Genomic DNA, 18,584 nt, shown 5'->3' with positions numbered 1-18,584 from the left:
ACTTTGGAGCCTCTGCTTACGGCAGAATCGCATTTCTACCGCTGTCCACTTTCAGCGGAATAACAACATCTTGTGGTGACAGATGAACAGTGGTTATCTGCATTTTCCGGAATTTGATCCGGTCATTTTCTCAGTAGGACCTGTTTCGCTTCACTGGTACGGTCTGATGTACCTGGTGGGCTTCATTTTTGCCATGTGGCTCGCTGGCCGTCGCGCCAGTCGTCCTGGCAGTGGCTGGACTAAAAACGAAGTTGAAAACCTGCTGTATGCGGGCTTCCTCGGCGTGTTCCTCGGTGGCCGTATTGGGTACGTACTGTTCTATAACTTCCCGGTATTCCTGAACGATCCGCTCTATCTGTTCCGCGTGTGGGACGGCGGCATGTCCTTCCATGGCGGCCTGATCGGTGTGATCCTGGTGATGGTGATTTTTGCCAAACGCACCAAACGCAATTTCTTCCAGGTTTCAGATTTTATTGCACCGCTGATCCCGTTTGGGCTGGGGGCTGGTCGACTGGGCAACTTCATCAACGGTGAGCTGTGGGGCCGCGTCGACCCGAGCGTGCCGTACACGATGCTCTTCCCGGGCTCTCGCGCAGAAGATATGGCGCTGCTGCCATCACACCCGGAGTGGCAATCCCTTTTCGATACCTACGGCGTGCTGCCGCGCCATATGTCTCAGCTGTACGAGCTGGCGCTGGAAGGCGTGGTGCTGTTTATCATTCTGAACCTGTTTATCCGCAAACCGCGTCCAATGGGGGCTGTATCCGGTCTGTTCCTGATTGGCTATGGCGCATTCCGTATCATCGTCGAGTTCTTCCGTCAGCCGGATGCGCAGTTTACCGGCGAGTGGGTACAGTACATCAGCATGGGGCAGATCCTCTCCATTCCGATGATTGTCGCGGGTGCCATTATGATGATTTGGGCGTATCGTCGTCGTCCACAGCAACAACTTTCCTGAGGAACCATGAAACAGTATCTTGAATTGATGAAAAAAGTGCTCGATGAGGGCACGCCGAAAAATGACCGCACCGGTACCGGTACGCTCTCCATTTTTGGCCACCAGATGCGCTTCAATCTGCAAGAAGGCTTCCCGCTGGTGACGACAAAGCGCTGCCACCTGCGCTCGATCATTCATGAACTGCTCTGGTTCCTGCAAGGCGATACCAACGTTGCGTATCTGCACGAAAATAACGTCTCCATCTGGGACGAATGGGCAGATGAAAACGGCAACCTGGGCCCGGTTTACGGCAAGCAGTGGCGCGCGTGGCCAACGCCTGACGGCCGCCACATTGACCAGATCACCACCGTGATGAACCAGCTGAAAAACGATCCGGACTCGCGCCGAATCATCGTTTCCGCCTGGAACGTGGGCGAGCTGGATAAAATGGCGCTGGCACCGTGCCACGCGTTCTTCCAGTTCTATGTGGCGGATGGCAAGCTCTCCTGCCAGCTTTATCAGCGTTCTTGCGACGTGTTCCTCGGTCTGCCGTTTAACATCGCCAGCTATGCGCTGTTAGTCCACATGATGGCGCAGCAGTGTGACCTGGAAGTGGGCGATTTCGTCTGGACCGGTGGGGACACCCATCTCTACAGCAACCATATGGAACAGACGCATCTCCAGCTCACGCGCGAACCGCGTGCGCTGCCGAAACTGATTATCAAACGCAAACCGGCGTCAATCTTCGATTACCGCTTTGATGATTTTGATATTGAAGGTTACGACCCGCACCCTGGCATCAAAGCACCTGTTGCTATCTGATGCGATAAAGCGTGACACAACCGGTGCTTTTTAGCGCCGGTTTTTTTTCGTCTTCATCCCGTTTCCCGAAGCGCTATCCAGAAAGCGTGCAACGCGCTGCAACTCTCCCAATTCTGCGGATAACTCCTCGTAAAACAATAATTCGCTGTTCGTCATGTCCACGGCGCTTCGCCACACTCCCGGTATGAAAAAAGAGAACGGTTTTACGCTTATCGAAACGCTGGTCGCCATTTCCCTTGTCGTTATCCTGAGCGCCTCAGGACTGTCCGGCTGGGACAGCTGGCAACGGCAGCAGCGGCTGTGGCAAACCGCCTGTCAGGTGCGAGATTACCTGCTGTTTCTGCGCAACCATGCCAACCGGCACAACCGCGACTACCAAATTACCCTTCTGCGGGAGGGGGGAAGAGACTGTCTGGTGAGTTCTGCTGTGCAAGGCTGTGAGAAAGGCAGCCCCTTTGTACTGATCCCGCTCTGGCCTGACGTCAACGTGAGTGAGTCAACGCCGTCTCTCGGGTTCTATGGATTAAGGGATACTGCGTGGGCAGGGCGGATACGCGTTCAAAGCCGGGCAGGAGAATGGCTGGTTATTGTCTCAAACGGAGGGCGCATCAGGATGTGTAAGGTCTCAGAGGGAGGTTTATGTTGAGGAGACAGCGCGGTTTCTCACTGACTGAGGTTCTGATTGCCACGGCGATAAGCAGCCTTTTATTGATAAGCGCATCGCGATTTTTACCCGGACTCCAGCGGGCTGTATTACTGCAATCCGGCCAGCGAGAGCTGGAAGAAGAGGTCTGGCAACGCTTGTTTGCCCTCGGAAAACAGCTTCAGCGCGCGGGATACTGCGCGGGTAACTGTCAGGGACAAGCGCTGGTGACGGCAAGGCAGGGCAGCTGCGTCATTGTGCGGTGGGACGCCAACAGCAACGGCAAATGGGATAGCACAGCATCAGAAAATGACAGCACCGGTTTTCGTCTGGAATCAGGCGCGCTGGAAACCCTGCGTGGCGCAACGTCGTGTGAAGGAAAAGGATGGGAAAAGCTCACTGATCCGGACAGGCTTGCCATCACGCGCTTTGTGGTGAGCAAAGTTGAGCATGCCGGTTTTGCGCCAGAGCTGAATATCGACCTGGCTGCCATTCGTAAAGGCGAACAGGGGGAACCCTGGCAGGCGTGGTACACGGTTACGGGGTACAACCTGTGAACCGACAGCGCGGGATGTCCTCTCTGGCTCTGGTTCTGCTTTTACTGGTGCTCGGTACCCTGATCCTCACCGGACTCAGCCAGCAGCTTACAACGTTTAGTGCGCTCGTTGGCGGTGAGAGTCGCTCGCTTCAGCAACAGGCGTCTGTGCAGTCGGTGCTTGAGTGGGGACGCGTTCAGCGCTGGTCAGCAGAGCCGCAGGTTCAGTGCAAAAAAGCATCTTCGGGGCGGGTCTGTTTGCGGCGACTGAACGAGGCACAGGTGTTACTGATTGCCGGAGACAACGACCTGCTGCTCTGGCGCGCAGGAGAGAGTGTGAACGGGGAAATTCGCTTTTCGCCTCACGGCTGGAGTGATTTTTGTCCACTGAAGGAGAGCGCGTTATGTCAGTTGCCGTAAGCCGAGAAAAGGGGTTTAGCATGGTAGAGGTGCTGCTGGCGATGATGCTGCTGGTGGTGGTCGTGACGGCGCTTTCGGGTTATCACCGGGCGCTGGCAGCGCGGTTTACCGTGTTTAACCAGTATCGCCAGCTCTGGCATCATGCCTGGAATCAGTCACAGCTCTCAACAAATGTTCTCCCCGCAGGCTGGCAGGCCAGTCGGGGGCAGACAACGCACGCCGGATGTGTCAGCATCACGGTTACACTTATTTCTCCTCTGGGGCGGCGCGGTGAGTTAACGCGTCTGCATTGCCCGGTTAGCCAGTAGTCGGGAGCGTCTATGTTAAGGGTTTACCACTCAAATCGTCTGGATGTGCTGGAAGCACTGATGGAATTTATCGTTGAGCGCGAGCGGCTTGACGATCCTTTTGAGCCTGAGATGGTGCTGGTGCAGAGCACCGGTATGGCACAGTGGCTGCAAATGTCGCTCTCCCGTAAATTTGGTATAGCCGCGAATATTGATTTCCCGCTGCCCGCGAGCTTTATCTGGGAGATGTTTGTCCGCGTATTGCCGGACATCCCGGAGCAAAGCGCCTTTAACAAGCAAGGCATGAGCTGGAAGCTTATGGCGCTGCTGCCAGAAATGCTGCAGCATGATGAGTTCGCCATGCTGCGCCACTACCTCAATGACGATACCGATAAACGCAAGCTGTTCCAGCTGGCCTCGCGCACTGCCGATCTATATGACCAGTATCTGGTTTACCGCCCGGAATGGCTGACCCGCTGGGAAGCCGGCGAGCTTGTGGAAGGATTACCGGAAGCGCAGATCTGGCAGGCCCCTCTGTGGAAAGCGCTGGTGGAACATACGGAGAAACTTGGTCAGCCTAAGTGGCACCGTGCCAACCTCTATCAACGGTTTATCTCCATTTTGCAAAACTGCAATGAACGGCCGGCGCGGCTGCCCTCTCGCGTGTTTATTTGCGGTATTTCGGCGTTGCCGCCGGTTTACCTGCAGGCGCTGAATGCGCTGGGTAAGCATATCGACATTCATATTTTATTTACGAATCCATGTCGCCAGTACTGGGGAGATATTCAGGATGGCCGCTGGCTTTCCCGGCTTGTGACCCGCCAGAGGCGACGCCTTTTTGAAGAGCGTACCGTGCCTCTGTTTAAAGACGGAGCCTCTGCCGCGCAGCTGTTCGATGAAAACGGTATCCAGAACCTGCCGAATCCACTGCTTGCCTCATGGGGAAAACTGGGGCGTGATTACATTCACATGCTCTCAGACATTACGTCCTCAGGTGAAGGGGACGTGGATGCCTTTGTCGAGATTGCCCCGGATAGCCTGCTGCACAATATTCAGTTAGATATTCTGGATCTGGAAAACCGTGCCGTCATGGGCGTGACGGCGAACGAGTTTGAACGCAGCGACAGGAAACGGAAGCTGGAGGTTGACGATCGCAGTATCAGCCTCCACGTTTGCCATAGCCCGCAGCGTGAGGTTGAAGTGCTTCACGACCAGCTGCTGGCGATGCTGCAGGATGATCCTGAGCTGACTCCGCGCGATATCGTGGTGATGGTGTCGGATATCGACAGCTACAGCCCCTTCATTCAGGCCGTCTTTGGCAGTGCGACGGGCGAGCGATACCTGCCTTACGCCATTTCGGACCGTCGCGCCCGTCAATCTCATCCGGTATTACAGGCGTTTATCACCTTGCTGTCCCTGCCGGATAGCCGGTTTATCTCCGAAGATGTCCTGGCGTTACTGGATGTGCCCGTGCTGGCCGCCCGCTTCAACATCAACGAAGAAGGGTTGCGCTACCTTCGCCAGTGGGTGAATGAGTCCGGCGTGCGTTGGGGCATTGACGACGATAACGTCCAGGAGTTCGAGCTTCCCCCAACCGGGCAACACACGTGGCGATTTGGCCTGACGCGTATGCTGTTGGGCTACGCCATGGAAAGCAGCCAGGGCGAGTGGAACGAGGTTCTGCCTTACGATGAGTCCAGCGGGTTAATTGCTGAACTGGTTGGGCATTTAGCGTCGCTACTGATGCAGCTTAACCGCTGGCGACGCGAGCTGATGCAGCCGCGCCCGCTTGAAGAGTGGCTCCCGATTTGCAGGGCATTACTCACTGATTTCTTCCTGCCGGACAGCGACACCGAAGCGGCGATGGCGCTCATTGAAACGCAGTGGCAGGCTATCGTCGACGAGGGCGTAAACTCCCACTATCACGAGGCGATTCCTTTATCACTGCTGAGAGACGAGCTGACGCAGCGGCTTGACCAGGAGCGAATCAGCCAGCGTTTTCTGGCCGGCCCCATCAATATCTGCACTCTGATGCCAATGCGTTCTATCCCGTTTAAAGTGGTCTGCCTGTTGGGCATGAATGACGGTGTTTATCCACGCGCGCTGGCGCCGCTGGGGTTTGATTTGATGAGCGCAGATCCAAAGCGGGGCGACCGTAGCCGGCGCGATGATGACCGCTATCTCTTCCTCGAAGCGCTCATTTCCGCACAGAACACGCTTTATATCAGCTACATCGGCCGTTCCATTCAGGACAACAGCGAGCGTTTCCCTTCCGTTCTGGTGCAGGAACTGGTGGATTATATCGGCCAGAGCCACTACCTGCCGGGCGATGAAGAGCGCAACTGTGATGAAAGCGAGCAGAGGGTGAAAGCCCATATCACCTGTTTCCACAGCCGCATGCCGTTTGACCCGGTGAACTACGTTGCCAGCGAGCGCCAGAGCTATGCGCAGGAGTGGCTACCGGCGGCGAAAAAAGAGGGGAGCGCGCATACCGATTTCATTCAGGAACTTGACCCGCGGCCGATTGATACCCTGACCTTCGAACAGCTTCAGCGGTTTTGGGCGCATCCGGTGCGCGCTTTCTTCCAGCAACGATTGCAGGTTAACTTCCGTTCTGAAGAAAGCGAAATTCCTGAGGCAGAACCCTTTACGCTGGAAGGGCTGGAGCGCTATCAGTTAAATCTGCAGCTGTTGAATGCGCTGGTTGAAGAGGAAGACGCTGACAAACTCTACCGCCGCTACCGTGCGGCAGGGCAACTGCCGTATGGGGCGTTCGGGGAGATCGTCTGGGAGGCACAGTGCCTGGAGATGACCGCTCTGGCCGAGCGCGTGAGAGAGTGCCGTCAGCCCGGGAAAAGTCTTGAAATCGATCTCATGTGCAACGGTGTACAGCTCACGGGCTGGTTAACCCAGGTTCAGCCGGACGGGCTGCTGCGCTGGCGGCCCTCTATGCTGAGCGTTTCACAGGGGCTGCAACTCTGGCTGGAACATCTTGTCTACAGTGCGGGTGGTCATAAAGGCGAAAGCCGGATTTTCGTGCGCAAAGAGGGCGAGTGGCGCTTCCCGCCGATGGAGGCGGAGCAGGCGTTAAGTTACCTGTCTTTGTACGTTGAGGGTTATCGTCAGGGAATGAACAAACCGCTCCTGCTGCTGCCGGAAAGCGGCGGTGCATGGATAAAAGCCTGTTATGACGCGCAGAATGATGCGATGTTAACGGACGAGGCGTCACTGCAGAAAGCGCGCAGTAAATTTATGCAGGCCTACGAAGGAAACATGATGGTGCGGGGGGAAGGTGAAGATGTCTGGTATCAGCGCTTATGGCGCACGCTTGAGCCAGAGTACTTCGAGACCATCAAGGAAGAGGCGCAACGCTATCTGTTACCGTTGTTCAAATTTAATCAGTCCTGAGCGCTGTATAAAAATTGCGCAGCATGGGGTGTTCATTTATGATGCACTTCTTATCACGGACTGATGTACCCAAAGAAAGAGATGCTGGCGTGTCCAGCACGCAGTTTGTTAATGATGTATGCCCTAAATAATTCGAGTTGCAGGAAGGCGGCAAGGGCGTGAATCCCCCGGAGCTTACACAAGTAAGTGACTGGGGTGAACGCGTGAAGCCAACGCACATGCAACTTGAAGTATGACGGGGATAGCCGTGATAAAGAGGTCGTAATGCCAGGCAGCACCTTGTTTAAAGCGTTGGTTTTGTTTGTCGCCCTTTGGGCACCTGTCACTCAGGCAGACTCCGGTTGGCAACCCGTTCAGGAAACTATCCGTAAGAGCGAAAAAGATACCCGTCAGTATCAGGCTATTCGCCTTGATAACGGGATGACCGTGCTGCTGGTTTCCGACCCGCAGGCGGTAAAATCTCTCTCGGCACTGGTGGTGCCGGTTGGGTCGCTGGAAGATCCTGAAACCCACCCTGGGCTTGCACACTATCTGGAACATATGACGCTGATGGGGTCAAAAACATACCCGCAGCCAGATAGCCTGTCCGAATTTCTCAAGATGCATGGCGGCAGCCACAATGCCAGTACGGCACCGTACCGCACGGCCTTCTATCTCGAAGTCGAGAACGATGCGCTGGAAGGGGCTGTCGATCGCCTTGCTGATGCCATTGCCGCCCCGTTGCTGGATAAAAAATATGCCGATCGTGAACGCAATGCGGTGAATGCCGAGCTGACCATGGCCCGCACGCGAGACGGCATGCGCATGGCGCAGGTGAGCGCCGAAACCATCAACCCTGCGCACCCGGGTTCTCGTTTCTCCGGCGGTAACCTGGAGACATTGAGCGACAAACCGAACAGCCCGGTACTTGATGCGCTGCACGCGTTTCGCGATAAATACTACTCCGCCAACCTGATGAAAGCGGTTATCTACAGTAATAAACCACTGCCAGAGCTGGCCGGCATGGCGGCCAAAACGTTTGGTCGGGTGCCAAATAAAAATATCGACCTGCCGCAAATTAATGTTCCGGTGGTGACGGAGGCGCAGAAAGGCATCGTGATCCACTACGTGCCCGCCCTGCCGCGCAAAGTGTTGCGCGTTGAATTCCGCATTGATAACAATACGGCGCAGTTTCGCAGTAAAACCGATGAGCTGGTGACCTATCTGATTGGTAACCGTAGCCCGGGTACGCTTTCTGACTGGCTGCAAAAACAAGGGCTGGTAGAAGGCATTCGCGCCGACTCCGATCCGGTTGTGAACGGCAATAGCGGCGTGCTGGCGATATCCGCAACCCTCACCGACAAAGGGCTGGCAAACCGTGATGAGGTGGTGGCGGCAATCTTCAGCTATCTCACTCTGCTGCGCGATAAAGGCGTCGACAAACGCTACTTTGATGAACTTGCGCACGTGCTGGATCTCGATTTCCGTTATCCGTCCATTACCCGCGACATGGATTACGTGGAGTGGCTGGCGGACACCATGATTCGCGTGCCGGTGGAACACACCCTTGACGCGGTGAATATTGCTGACCGGTATGATGCCGAGGCGGTAAAAGCGCGCCTGGCGATGATGACGCCGGAGAATGCCCGTATTTGGTACATCAGCCCGGACGAACCGCATAACAAAACGGCTTATTTTGTCGATGCCCCGTATCAGGTGGATAAAATCAGCGCTCAAACCTTCACCGACTGGCAGAAGAAAGCCGGAGAGATAGCGTTGCAGCTGCCTGAGCTGAACCCCTATATCCCGGATGATTTCTCGCTGATCAAAACCACGAAGGACTATCCGCACCCGGCGCTTATCATTGATGAGCCGACGCTGCGCGTGGTGTATACCCCAAGCCGCTATTTCGCCAGCGAGCCAAAAGTCGATGTCAGCGTGGTGCTGCGTAACCCGAAAGCAATGAATAGCGCTAAAAACCAGGTGATGTTTGCGCTCAACGACTATCTCGCCGGTATCGCGCTCGACCAGCTTAGCAACCAGGCGGCCGTAGGGGGAATCAGCTTCTCGACCAATGCCAATAACGGGTTGATGCTCAATGCAAACGGCTACACCCAGCGTCTGCCTCAGCTGTTCCAGGCACTGCTGGAGGGCTATTTCAGCTATACGCCTACGGAAGAACAGTTTGAGCAGGCCAAATCGTGGTATGCGCAAATGATGGACTCTGCGGAGAAGGGCAAAGCTTACGACCTGGCACTCATGCCGGCGCAGATGCTGTCGCAAATTCCCTATTTTCAGCGTGAAGATCGCCGCGCCTTACTGCCCTCTATCACGTTAAAAGACGTGCTCGCTTACCGTGACGCGCTGAAAACCAATACGCGCCCGGAGTTCCTGATTGTCGGTAACATGAGCGAGGAACAGGCCAAAACGCTGGCGGAGAACGTGCGCACTCAGCTCGGCTCGAAAGGCGACGAGTGGTGCCGCAACCAGGACGTACTGGTTGAGAAAAAACAGAATGTGATTTTTGAAAAGGCGGGAAACAGCACGGATTCCGCCCTGGCTGCGGTATTTGTGCCAACGGGGTATGATGAATTCTCCAGTTCAGCGCAGAGTGCCGTGCTGGGCCAAATTATTCAGCCGTGGTTCTATAACCAGTTACGCACGGAAGAGCAGCTTGGCTACGCGGTGTTCGCTTTCTCCATGAATGTCGGTCGTCAGTGGGGGCTGGGTTTCCTGCTGCAAAGCAGCGATAAGCAGCCGGCGTATCTCTGGCAGCGTTATCAGGCCTTCTTCCCGCAGGTGGAAGCAAAACTGCGCGCGATGAAGCCGGAAGAGTTCGCCCAGATCCAGCAGGCCGTTATCGCGCAGGTGATGCAGCCGCCGCAGACGCTGGGTGAAGAAGCCTCACAGCTGAGCAAAGATTTCGATCGCGGTAATCTGAAATTTGATTCGCGTGATAAAGTAGTGGCCGAGATAAAACAGCTGACGCCGCAGAAGGTTGCCGACTTCTTCCATCAGGCGGTGATTAAGCCGCAGGGAATGACCATCCTTTCTCAGGTTTCCGGTAGCCAGAACGGGAAAACGGAGTACGTTAACCCGCATGGCTGGAAAGTCTGGAAGAGCGTCAGCGCGCTGCAGCAATCTATGCCCTGGAGTAAGAAAGAATGACCGATACCGCTGAGTCCCTTGATCCCTTACGTTTACCTCTGCAGGGTGAACGATTGATTGAAGCCTCAGCGGGAACGGGAAAAACCTTCACCATCGCCGCGCTCTATCTGCGCCTGCTGTTAGGGCTCGGTGGCAACGCCGCTTTTCCTCGTCCATTGAGCGTGGAGGAACTGCTTGTGGTAACCTTCACCGAGGCCGCCACCGCAGAGCTGCGCGGCCGTATTCGCGCCAACATCCACGAGCTGCGCATCGCCTGTCTGCGTCAGAGTTCAGATAACCCCCTTTATGCCAGTCTTCTGGAAGAGATTGCCGACAAGCAGCAGGCCGCACAGTGGCTGCTTCTGGCCGAGCGGCAGATGGACGAAGCGTCCGTCTTCACCATTCACGGTTTTTGCCAGCGCATGCTGAGCCTGAATGCGTTTGAGTCCGGCATGCTGTTTGAACAGCAGCTCATTGAAGATGAAACCGTGCTTCGCTATCAGGCCTGTGCGGACTTCTGGCGTCGCCACTGCTACCCGTTACAGCGCGATATCGCCGAAGCGGTACACGCGCTGTGGAAAGGCCCTGAGGCGCTGCTGCGCGCGATCGATCGCTATCTTCAGGGAGAAGCGCCGGTAATCAAATCTCCGCCGCCGGCGGATGAAACCCTGGCGTCACGCCATGAAAAAATCATCGCGCGAATTGTCGACATCAAGCAAAAATGGATTGAGTCAGTCGGCGAAATTGACGCGATCATTGAAAATTCCGGGATTGACCGTCGCAAGTTTAACCGCGGCAATCAGGCGAAATGGATCGACAAGATCAGCGCCTGGGCGCAGGAAGAGACGCGGGGCTACCAGCTCCCGGACGCGCTGGAGAAATTCTCCCGGCGTTTCCTCGTTGAGCGAACCAAACCCGACGGGATTGTGCCCGAGCATCCCCTGTTTGTGGCGATTGAAACCCTGCTGGCTGAGCCCTTAACGCTCAACGATCTGATGATCACTCGTGCCATGACGGAGATCCGCAAAGCCGTCGCCCGCGAGAAACGCCGCCGGGGCGAACTGGGGTTCGACGATATGCTAAGCCGCCTTGATGCAGCGTTGTGCAGTGAAAATGGCGAGGCGCTTGCCGCCGCTATTCGCACCCGCTTCCCGGTGGCGATGATTGATGAATTTCAGGATACCGACCCTCAACAGTACCGTATTTTTCGCCGTATCTGGCGCCAGCAGCCCGGCACCGCGCTGTTGTTAATCGGCGATCCTAAACAGGCCATCTACGCCTTCCGCGGTGCGGATATTTTCACCTACATGAAGGCCCGCAGCGAAGTTGAGGCGCACTACACGCTGGATACCAACTGGCGTTCATCTCCCGGCATGGTGGAAAGCGTCAACGCGCTGTTCAGCCGCATGGATACGGCGTTTATGTTCCGGGAGATCCCGTTCCAGCCGGTAAAGTTTGCTGAGAAAAATGCCTCGTTGCGCTTCGAACTGAACGGCGAGACGCAGCCTGCCATGCGCTTCTGGCTGCTGGATGGGGATGGCTGCGGCGTCGCCGACTATCAAAATGCCATGGCCCAGCACTGTGCCGCGCAAATCCGTGACTGGCTCAGCGCGGGCGCACGCGGCGAGGCGGTACTCTGGAAAGGCCAGGATGCCAACCCCGTAAAGGCATCGGATATCACGGTGCTGGTGCGTAGCCGTCAGGAGGCCTCGCTTATCCGTGATGCCCTGACCTTACTGAATATTCCCTCCGTATACCTTTCAAACCGCGACAGCGTCTTCGAAACGCTGGAAGCCCAGGAGATGCTATGGCTGCTGCAGGCCGTACTTGCCCCGGAGCGGGAAAGCACGCTGCGCAGCGCATTAGCCAGCGCGATGCTCGGGCTGAACGCGCGTGATATCGATGCGCTCAACAATGACGAGGCCGCGTGGGATGCCGTGGTGGAAGAGTTTGTTCGCTACCGGGATAAATGGCAGAAGCGCGGCGTGATGGCAATGGTGCGCGAGCTCATGGCACAGCGCCACATTGCGGAGAATATGCTGGCTACAGCGGGCGGTGAGCGCCGGCTGACCGATATCTTACATATCAGCGAACTCTTGCAGGAAGCGGGCACGCAGCTGGAAAGCGAGCACGCGCTGGTGCGCTGGCTGGCGCAGCAGATTGCCGACCCGAACAGCAATTCGTCCAGCCAGCAGATGCGGCTTGAGAGCGATAAGCATCTGGTGCAGATCGTCACCATTCACAAGTCAAAAGGGCTGGAGTATCCGCTGGTCTGGCTGCCGTTTATCGCCAATTACCGCGTGCAGGATCAGGCTTTTTACCACGATCGCGAGTCGTTCGAGGCGGTGCTCGATCTCAGCAACGCGGAGTCCAGCGTTGAACTGGCAGAGGCCGAACGTCTGGCGGAAGATTTACGCCTGCTCTACGTGGCGCTGACCCGTTCTGTCTGGCACTGCAGCCTGGGCGTTGCCCCTTTGTTCCGACGTCGTGGCGAAAAAACCGGGGAGAGCGATTTTCACCTGAGCGCGCTGGGGCGGTTAATTCAGCACGGCGAACCCAAAGACGCAGCGGGTCTGCGCCAGTGTATCGAATCCCTTTGTACAGAGCATGTTGCCCTGCATATTCCGGCGCAGCCTGATAATAGCCGCTGGCTAATGCCGGACCCGCGTGAGGCAGAGCTGCATGCCCGCCAGGTTGTCCGCACGATTGCCGATGACTGGCGCGTCACCAGCTACTCCGGTTTACAGCAGCACGGACAGAGTATTGCGCTGGATCTGATGCCAAAACTGGACGTGGATGCATCGGGGACCGGTAGCGTTCCCGTTGAGCCGGTGCTAACGCCGCACCAGTTCCCGCGCGGTGCTTCTCCGGGCACGTTTTTGCACAGCCTGTTTGAAGAGCTGGATTTTACCCAGCCTGTCTCTGAAGAGTGGGTGCTGAAGATGTTGCAGAGTGGGGGCTATGACCCTCTATGGGTGCCGGTTCTGCGTGACTGGATCCACGCGGTTCTGCACGCTCCGCTCACGGAGCAGGGGATCGCCCTCAGCCAGTTGACCGCCAAAGATAAACAGGTGGAGATGGAGTTTTACCTCCCCATCGCCAGCCCGCTCAGGGCCGAGGCGCTTGATGCGCTGATCCGCGAGTACGATCCGCTATCCGCGGGCTGCCCGCCGCTGAACTTTCGTCAGGTGCAGGGGATGTTAAAAGGCTTTATTGACCTCGTTTTCCGCCATCAGGGGCGCTATTACCTGCTGGATTACAAATCGAACTGGCTGGGCGAAAACAGCGAAGCCTATACCCAACAGGCGATGGCGTCGGCCATGCAAATGCATCGCTACGATCTGCAGTACCAGCTTTATACCCTGGCGCTGCACCGTTACCTGCGCCATCGCATTGCCGATTACCGTTACGAAGACCATTTTGGCGGCGTAATTTACCTGTTCCTGCGCGGCGTGGATGCGAGCGACCCGCGATCCGGCGTGTTTAGTACGCGGCCTGCTGCGGAACTGATTGAAAAAATGGATAACCTGTTTGCTGCAAGCACGGAGGAGGTGGCATGACGATGCAGGCGCTACTGCTGGAAGCGGTTGAACAACGATTACTGCGCCACCTTGACGTGCAGTTCGCCATGATGGTGGCGGGCGAAGAGCCTGCCGTGATGCTCGCCGCCGCCATTCTGAGTAAAGACGCGGGGGAAGGTCACGTGTGTCTGCCGCTGTCGCGTCTGGCGGTGGACGAGAAAATGGCTCCGGCTTTACAGGCGTGTTTCGCTTTGCTGGGTGAAAACGTGGACTGGGAAGCGATATTGCTCAGTTCCCCTGCTGTTAGCGGAACCGATACCGGGACGCCAATGATCCTTATCGGTGAGCGTTTGTATCTTAACCGGCTGTGGCGTAACGAACTGACGGTGGCGCGCTTCTTCAGCGAGACGAATGCCCCGCTTCCCTGCGATGAAGCGCAGCTTCGGCACGTGCTGGACACGCTGTTTACCTCTGACGATGAAACAGACTGGCAGAAAGTGGCGGCAGCCGTGGCGTTAACGCGACGGATCTCGGTCATTTCTGGCGGCCCTGGCACCGGGAAAACGACCACCGTGGCAAAGCTGCTTGCGGCCCTGATTCAGCTTTCGGGCGAACAAAAGTGTCGTATTCGCCTGGCGGCCCCTACCGGTAAAGCGGCGGCTCGTCTGACGGAGTCGTTAGGCGGGGCGCTGCAAAAACTGCCGCTTACCGGGGAGCACCTTGCGCTTTTCCCCAACGAAGCCAGCACGCTGCACCGGTTGCTTGGCGCGCAGCCGGGCAGCCAGCGTCTGCGTTATCATGCCGGTAACCCCTTGCACCTTGATGTGCTGGTGGTGGATGAAGCATCGATGATTGACCTGACGATGATGTCGCGTTTGATCGATGCGCTTCCGCCTCACGCGCGCGTCATTTTTCTCGGCGATCGCGACCAGCTTGCCTCCGTGGAGGCAGGCGCCGTACTCGGCGATATCTGCACGTATGCCAGCCTGGGGTACACCGCTGAACGCGCGGAGGAGCTGGCCCGTCTGACCGGATGTTCGCTCGCCTCTGAAAATCACTCCCTCGCGGGGGCGCTGCGCGACAGCCTGTGCCTGCTGCAAAAGAGCTACCGTTTCGGCAGCAGCTCCGGCATCGGCCAGCTTGCGGCAGCGGTGAACCGCGGTGACCGGCACACAACCTGTGCGGTATTTGACGGCACCTTTACGGACATTGAGAAGAAATCGCTGCAAAGCGGGGAAGAGTATCAGGCGATGCTTGATGATGCCCTGCTGGGGTATCAGCACTTCCTGACGGGCGTACAGCAGCAAAGCACGCCGGAGCGGGTGATTGCCGCGTTTGGCGAATACCAGCTGCTCTGTGCGCTGAGGGAAGGGCCATTTGGCGTTAGCGGCCTGAACGACAGGCTGGAACAGCTGCTGGCGCAAAAGCGTAAAATATACCGTACCCTGCATTCGCGCTGGTATGAAGGGCGTCCGGTGATGATCTCCCGCAACGACAGCGCGCTGGGGTTGTTTAACGGGGATATCGGGATTGCGCTCGATCGCGGTCAGGGCCTGCGCGTCTGGTTCCAGATGCCGGACGGCAGCGTGAAGTCTTTCCAGCCCAGCCGTTTGCCCGAGCATGAAACCGCGTGGGCGATGACGGTGCATAAATCCCAGGGCTCCGAGTTTAACCATGCGGCGCTGATCCTGCCCACGCAGCTTTCACCCGTCATTACCCGCGAGCTGATTTATACCGCCATCACGCGCGCGCGTCAGCGCCTGTCGCTGTATACCGACGAGCGCGTGCTGGTGCAGGCGATTGCCACCCGCACGGAACGCCGAAGCGGGCTGAGCGCGATATTTGAGTCCCTCTGAACCACATCAGAAATGCAGGCCGGGTAGGCGCAGCGCCACCCGGAAGTGTTGCATTATCCCAGGTCAGCCATCAGCACTTTTGAGCGGCGCTGATAGTTGTACATCTCTTTCTTCGTTTCCGGCAGAGAGTCAATATCCACAGGCGTAAATCCGCGCTCCTGGAACCAGTGAATGCTGCGCGTCGTCAGAACGAACAGCTTGCTCAGGCCCATCTGGCGCGCCTGTGCTGCCACGCGCTCAAGCAGCATTTCGCCGCGCGATGAGCTTCGGTAATCAGGGTGCACCGCCACGCAGGCCATTTCACCGATCTTCTCTTCCGGGAACGGATAGAGGGCGGCGCAGGCAATGGTCAGGTTATCGCGCTGAATAATAGTGAATTTGTCGATCTCCATCTCCAGCTGCTCGCGCGAGCGACGCACCAGAATTCCCTGCTGTTCGAGCGGGCGGATCAGCTCCAGAATGCCGCCGATGTCATTGATGGTGGCGCGGCGTATCTGCTCCGCGCTCTCCATCACGATCTGGGTGCCGATGCCGTCGCGGGAGAACAGCTCCTGCAGCAGGGCCCCGTCTTCCTGATAGCTGATCAGGTGGCTACGGCGCACGCCGCTGCGGCAGGCCTTCACCGCACCGCGCAAAAAACGCACGGTGCCGGAGTGGTAGTCTCCTTCTTCTTCCAGCGCTTCAACGCGGGCCTGGGCTTCATTCGGGAAGAGTTCCGGCACAATCGCTCCTTCAGCGTTCACGACCCCCTGGGAGGAGCAAAACCCAATCATTTTCTCCGCCTTCAGCTTGATTGCCAGCTGCGTGGCAATCTCTTCTGAGGTGAGGTTAAAGCTTTCACCGGTGACGGAAACCGCCACCGGGCCCATCAGCACGATGGCACCGCTGTCCAGCTGGCGGTGAATGGCTTCTTCATCAATACGACGAATGCGCCCGCTGTGGCAATAATCGACGCCGTCGTCCACGCCGAGCGGCTGGGCAATGATAAAGTTGCCGCTCACGACGTTGATATGCGCCCCCTGCAGCGGCGTGTTGTTCAGGCTCATCGACAGGCGCGCCGTAATATCCAGCTGCAGCAGACCCGCCGCCTGCTTCACCAGCTCAAGGGTTTTCGCATCGGTAACACGGGTATGTTTGTGGTAAATCGGCTCGTGGTGATGAGCGGCCAGGTTGGCATCAATCTGCGGACGTGCGCCATAGACCACGACCAGGCGGATCCCGAGGCTGTGCAGCAGACCAATGTCATTGACGATGCTGGAAAAATTTTCATGCTCAATGGCTTCGCCGCCAAGCATGATGACAAACGTTTTTCCCCGATGGGCGTTGATATAGGGAACAGAATGGCGGAATCCCTGGACCAGTTCGGTTCTACGTTCCTTCACCATGGCACAACCCTTAATGAATGTTTATTCGTAATTTCTGTATTTTTATTCGATTGTGCGCGCGTGTGCAAGCGCAAATTTTCCGCGACCCACAGAAAATGATAAGTAATCCGTGCGTTAGCGTATGATTGTTTACCCTTTTATAGATGACAGTTTATGCGTCATTCGTTAAAGTTTTCGGTCAATCTGGACATTTTGTATATCAGTCAGTGTTCTTGCTCGGGAGAAGCATGTCGGGATCCAATTCAGCAATAAGCCGCCGCCGTTTGTTAAAAGGGGCCGGGGCAATGTGGTTGCTTAGCGTCAGTCAGGTCGGCCTTGCCGCCACGAGTCAGGTTGTCGCGGTGCGCGTCTGGCCGTCTTCGACCTATACGCGCGTGACGGTCGAATCGAATCGCGTACTGAAATATAAGCAATTTGCCCTCAGCAACCCTGAACGTGTGGTGGTGGATCTCGAAGGCGTTAACCTCAACTCCGTGCTTAAAGGAATGGCGGCGCAGATCCGCGGCGACGATCCGTTTATTAAATCGGCGCGCGTCGGGCAGTTTGATCCGCAAACCGTGCGCATGGTGTTTGAGCTGAAGCAGAACGTTAAGCCGCAGCTGTTTGCCCTTGCGCCTGTCGCCACGTTTAAAGAGCGTCTGGTGATGGATCTCTACCCGGCAAATGCGACGGATATTCAGGATCCGCTGCTTGCGCTGCTGGAGGATTACAACAAAGGCGATCTGCAGCGTCAGGTTCCGCCTGCGCAAAGCGGTCCGCAGCCGGGGAAAGCAGGGCGCGATCGTCCGATTGTGATCATGCTCGATCCCGGCCACGGCGGCGAGGACTCCGGTGCGGTGGGGAAATATCGCACGCGTGAAAAAGACGTGGTGCTGCAAATTGCCCGTCGTCTGAAGGCGTTGATTGATAAAGAAGGCAATATGCGCGCCTATATGACGCGTAATGAAGACATCTTTATTCCGCTCAAGGTTCGGGTGGCGAAGGCGCAGAAGCAGCGCGCAGATTTGTTCGTGTCGATCCATGCGGATGCGTTTACCAGCCGTCAGCCAAGCGGCTCGTCGGTGTTTGCACTCTCAACCAAAGGCGCGACCAGTACCGCCGCGAGATACCTTGCGGACACCCAGAACGCCTCGGACCTTATTGGTGGCGTGAGCAAAAGCGGTGACCGCTACGTCGACCACACCATGTTCGATATGGTGCAGTCGTTGACCATCAACGACAGCCTGAAATTTGGTAAAGCGGTGCTGGGCAAGCTGGGCAACATCAATAAGCTGCATAAAAACAGCGTAGAACAGGCCGGATTTGCGGTACTCAAGGCGCCGGACATCCCGTCCATTCTGGTTGAGACCGCGTTTATCAGTAATGTGGAAGAGGAGCGCAAGCTCAAGACGGCAAAATTCCAGCAGGAGGTAGCGGAGTCGATTCTGGCAGGGATACGTGCGTATTTCTCAGACGGGGCGACGCTGGCGAGACGCGGGTAAATCTTTCAGCCGGGTTAACACCCGGCAAATTCACAAATGACAGATACAAAAAAACACCCTTGAGGGTGTTTATTGTTTTAGAAGTGTTGGTTGCGGGGGCCGGATTTGAACCGACGACCTTCGGGTTATGAGCCCGACGAGCTACCAGGCTGCTCCACCCCGC

At 56.8% G+C, this 18,584-nt stretch carries 12 protein-coding genes; 11 read left to right on the top strand and 1 reads right to left on the bottom strand.

Annotated elements, in window-relative coordinates:
- The first annotated feature begins 82 nt into the window (after positions 1-82).
- From lgt to recD, 10 genes are all read left to right on the top strand, one after another.
- Positions 83-958 (top strand): prolipoprotein diacylglyceryl transferase, encoded by an 876-nt coding sequence (gene lgt, locus AC3WOK_RS11080; protein ID WP_063429818.1) that lies wholly within the window; start codon positions 83-85, stop codon positions 956-958.
- A 6-nt stretch (positions 959-964) separates the two neighbouring features.
- Entirely contained in the window at positions 965-1,759 is a 795-nt protein-coding gene (gene thyA, locus AC3WOK_RS11075; RefSeq protein ID WP_063429820.1) for a thymidylate synthase, read from the top strand.
- Positions 1,760-1,943: 184 nt separating this feature from the next.
- Positions 1,944-2,405: a prepilin peptidase-dependent protein gene (locus AC3WOK_RS11070; RefSeq protein ID WP_063956925.1), complete on the top strand. Its 462-nt coding sequence runs from the start codon at positions 1,944-1,946 to the stop codon at positions 2,403-2,405.
- Positions 2,399-2,959, top strand: coding sequence for a prepilin peptidase-dependent protein (locus AC3WOK_RS11065; protein WP_059311713.1), 561 nt, complete (start codon positions 2,399-2,401; stop codon positions 2,957-2,959). Before AC3WOK_RS11070 ends, AC3WOK_RS11065 begins: the two co-directional genes overlap by 7 nt.
- A complete protein-coding gene (locus AC3WOK_RS11060; RefSeq protein ID WP_492354525.1) occupies positions 2,956-3,357 on the top strand; it encodes a DUF2509 family protein in 402 nt (133 codons plus the stop codon). Before AC3WOK_RS11065 ends, AC3WOK_RS11060 begins: the two co-directional genes overlap by 4 nt.
- Positions 3,342-3,665, top strand: a complete 324-nt coding sequence (locus tag AC3WOK_RS11055; RefSeq protein ID WP_059311715.1) for a prepilin-type N-terminal cleavage/methylation domain-containing protein — start codon at positions 3,342-3,344, stop codon at positions 3,663-3,665. The genes AC3WOK_RS11060 and AC3WOK_RS11055 overlap by 16 nt, the downstream gene beginning before the upstream one ends.
- Positions 3,666-3,677: 12 nt before the next feature.
- Positions 3,678-7,052 carry an exodeoxyribonuclease V subunit gamma gene (recC, locus tag AC3WOK_RS11050; protein ID WP_492354524.1) on the top strand — a complete coding sequence of 1,125 codons (3,375 nt, stop codon included), beginning with the start codon at positions 3,678-3,680 and terminating at the stop codon, positions 7,050-7,052.
- A gap of 264 nt (positions 7,053-7,316) precedes the next feature.
- On the top strand, positions 7,317-10,199 hold the full coding sequence (gene ptrA, locus AC3WOK_RS11045) for a pitrilysin (RefSeq protein ID WP_492354523.1): 2,883 nt from the start codon (positions 7,317-7,319) through the stop codon (positions 10,197-10,199).
- The gene (gene recB, locus AC3WOK_RS11040; protein WP_492354522.1) at positions 10,196-13,738 is read left to right on the top strand and encodes an exodeoxyribonuclease V subunit beta; all 3,543 of its coding nucleotides are present in this window, start codon (positions 10,196-10,198) and stop codon (positions 13,736-13,738) included. The genes ptrA and recB overlap by 4 nt, the downstream gene beginning before the upstream one ends.
- Positions 13,735-15,555 (top strand): exodeoxyribonuclease V subunit alpha, encoded by a 1,821-nt coding sequence (gene recD, locus AC3WOK_RS11035; RefSeq protein ID WP_492354521.1) that lies wholly within the window; start codon positions 13,735-13,737, stop codon positions 15,553-15,555. Before recB ends, recD begins: the two co-directional genes overlap by 4 nt.
- A gap of 53 nt (positions 15,556-15,608) precedes the next feature.
- On the opposite strand, the gene argA is transcribed toward recD, so the two are convergent.
- On the bottom strand, positions 15,609-16,940 hold the full coding sequence (gene argA / locus AC3WOK_RS11030) for an amino-acid N-acetyltransferase (protein ID WP_059311720.1): 1,332 nt from the start codon (positions 16,938-16,940) through the stop codon (positions 15,609-15,611).
- A gap of 227 nt (positions 16,941-17,167) precedes the next feature.
- On the opposite strand from argA, the gene amiC reads away from it, so the two are divergent.
- Positions 17,168-18,421: an N-acetylmuramoyl-L-alanine amidase AmiC gene (amiC, locus tag AC3WOK_RS11025; protein ID WP_023309036.1), complete on the top strand. Its 1,254-nt coding sequence runs from the start codon at positions 17,168-17,170 to the stop codon at positions 18,419-18,421.
- Positions 18,422-18,584 lie beyond the last annotated feature (163 nt).

Source organism: Enterobacter sp. FW301-JW81 (genome assembly GCF_058788735.1).
Note: the sequence above shows the minus strand (reverse complement) of the source record. Positions and strands in the feature narration are given on the sequence as shown.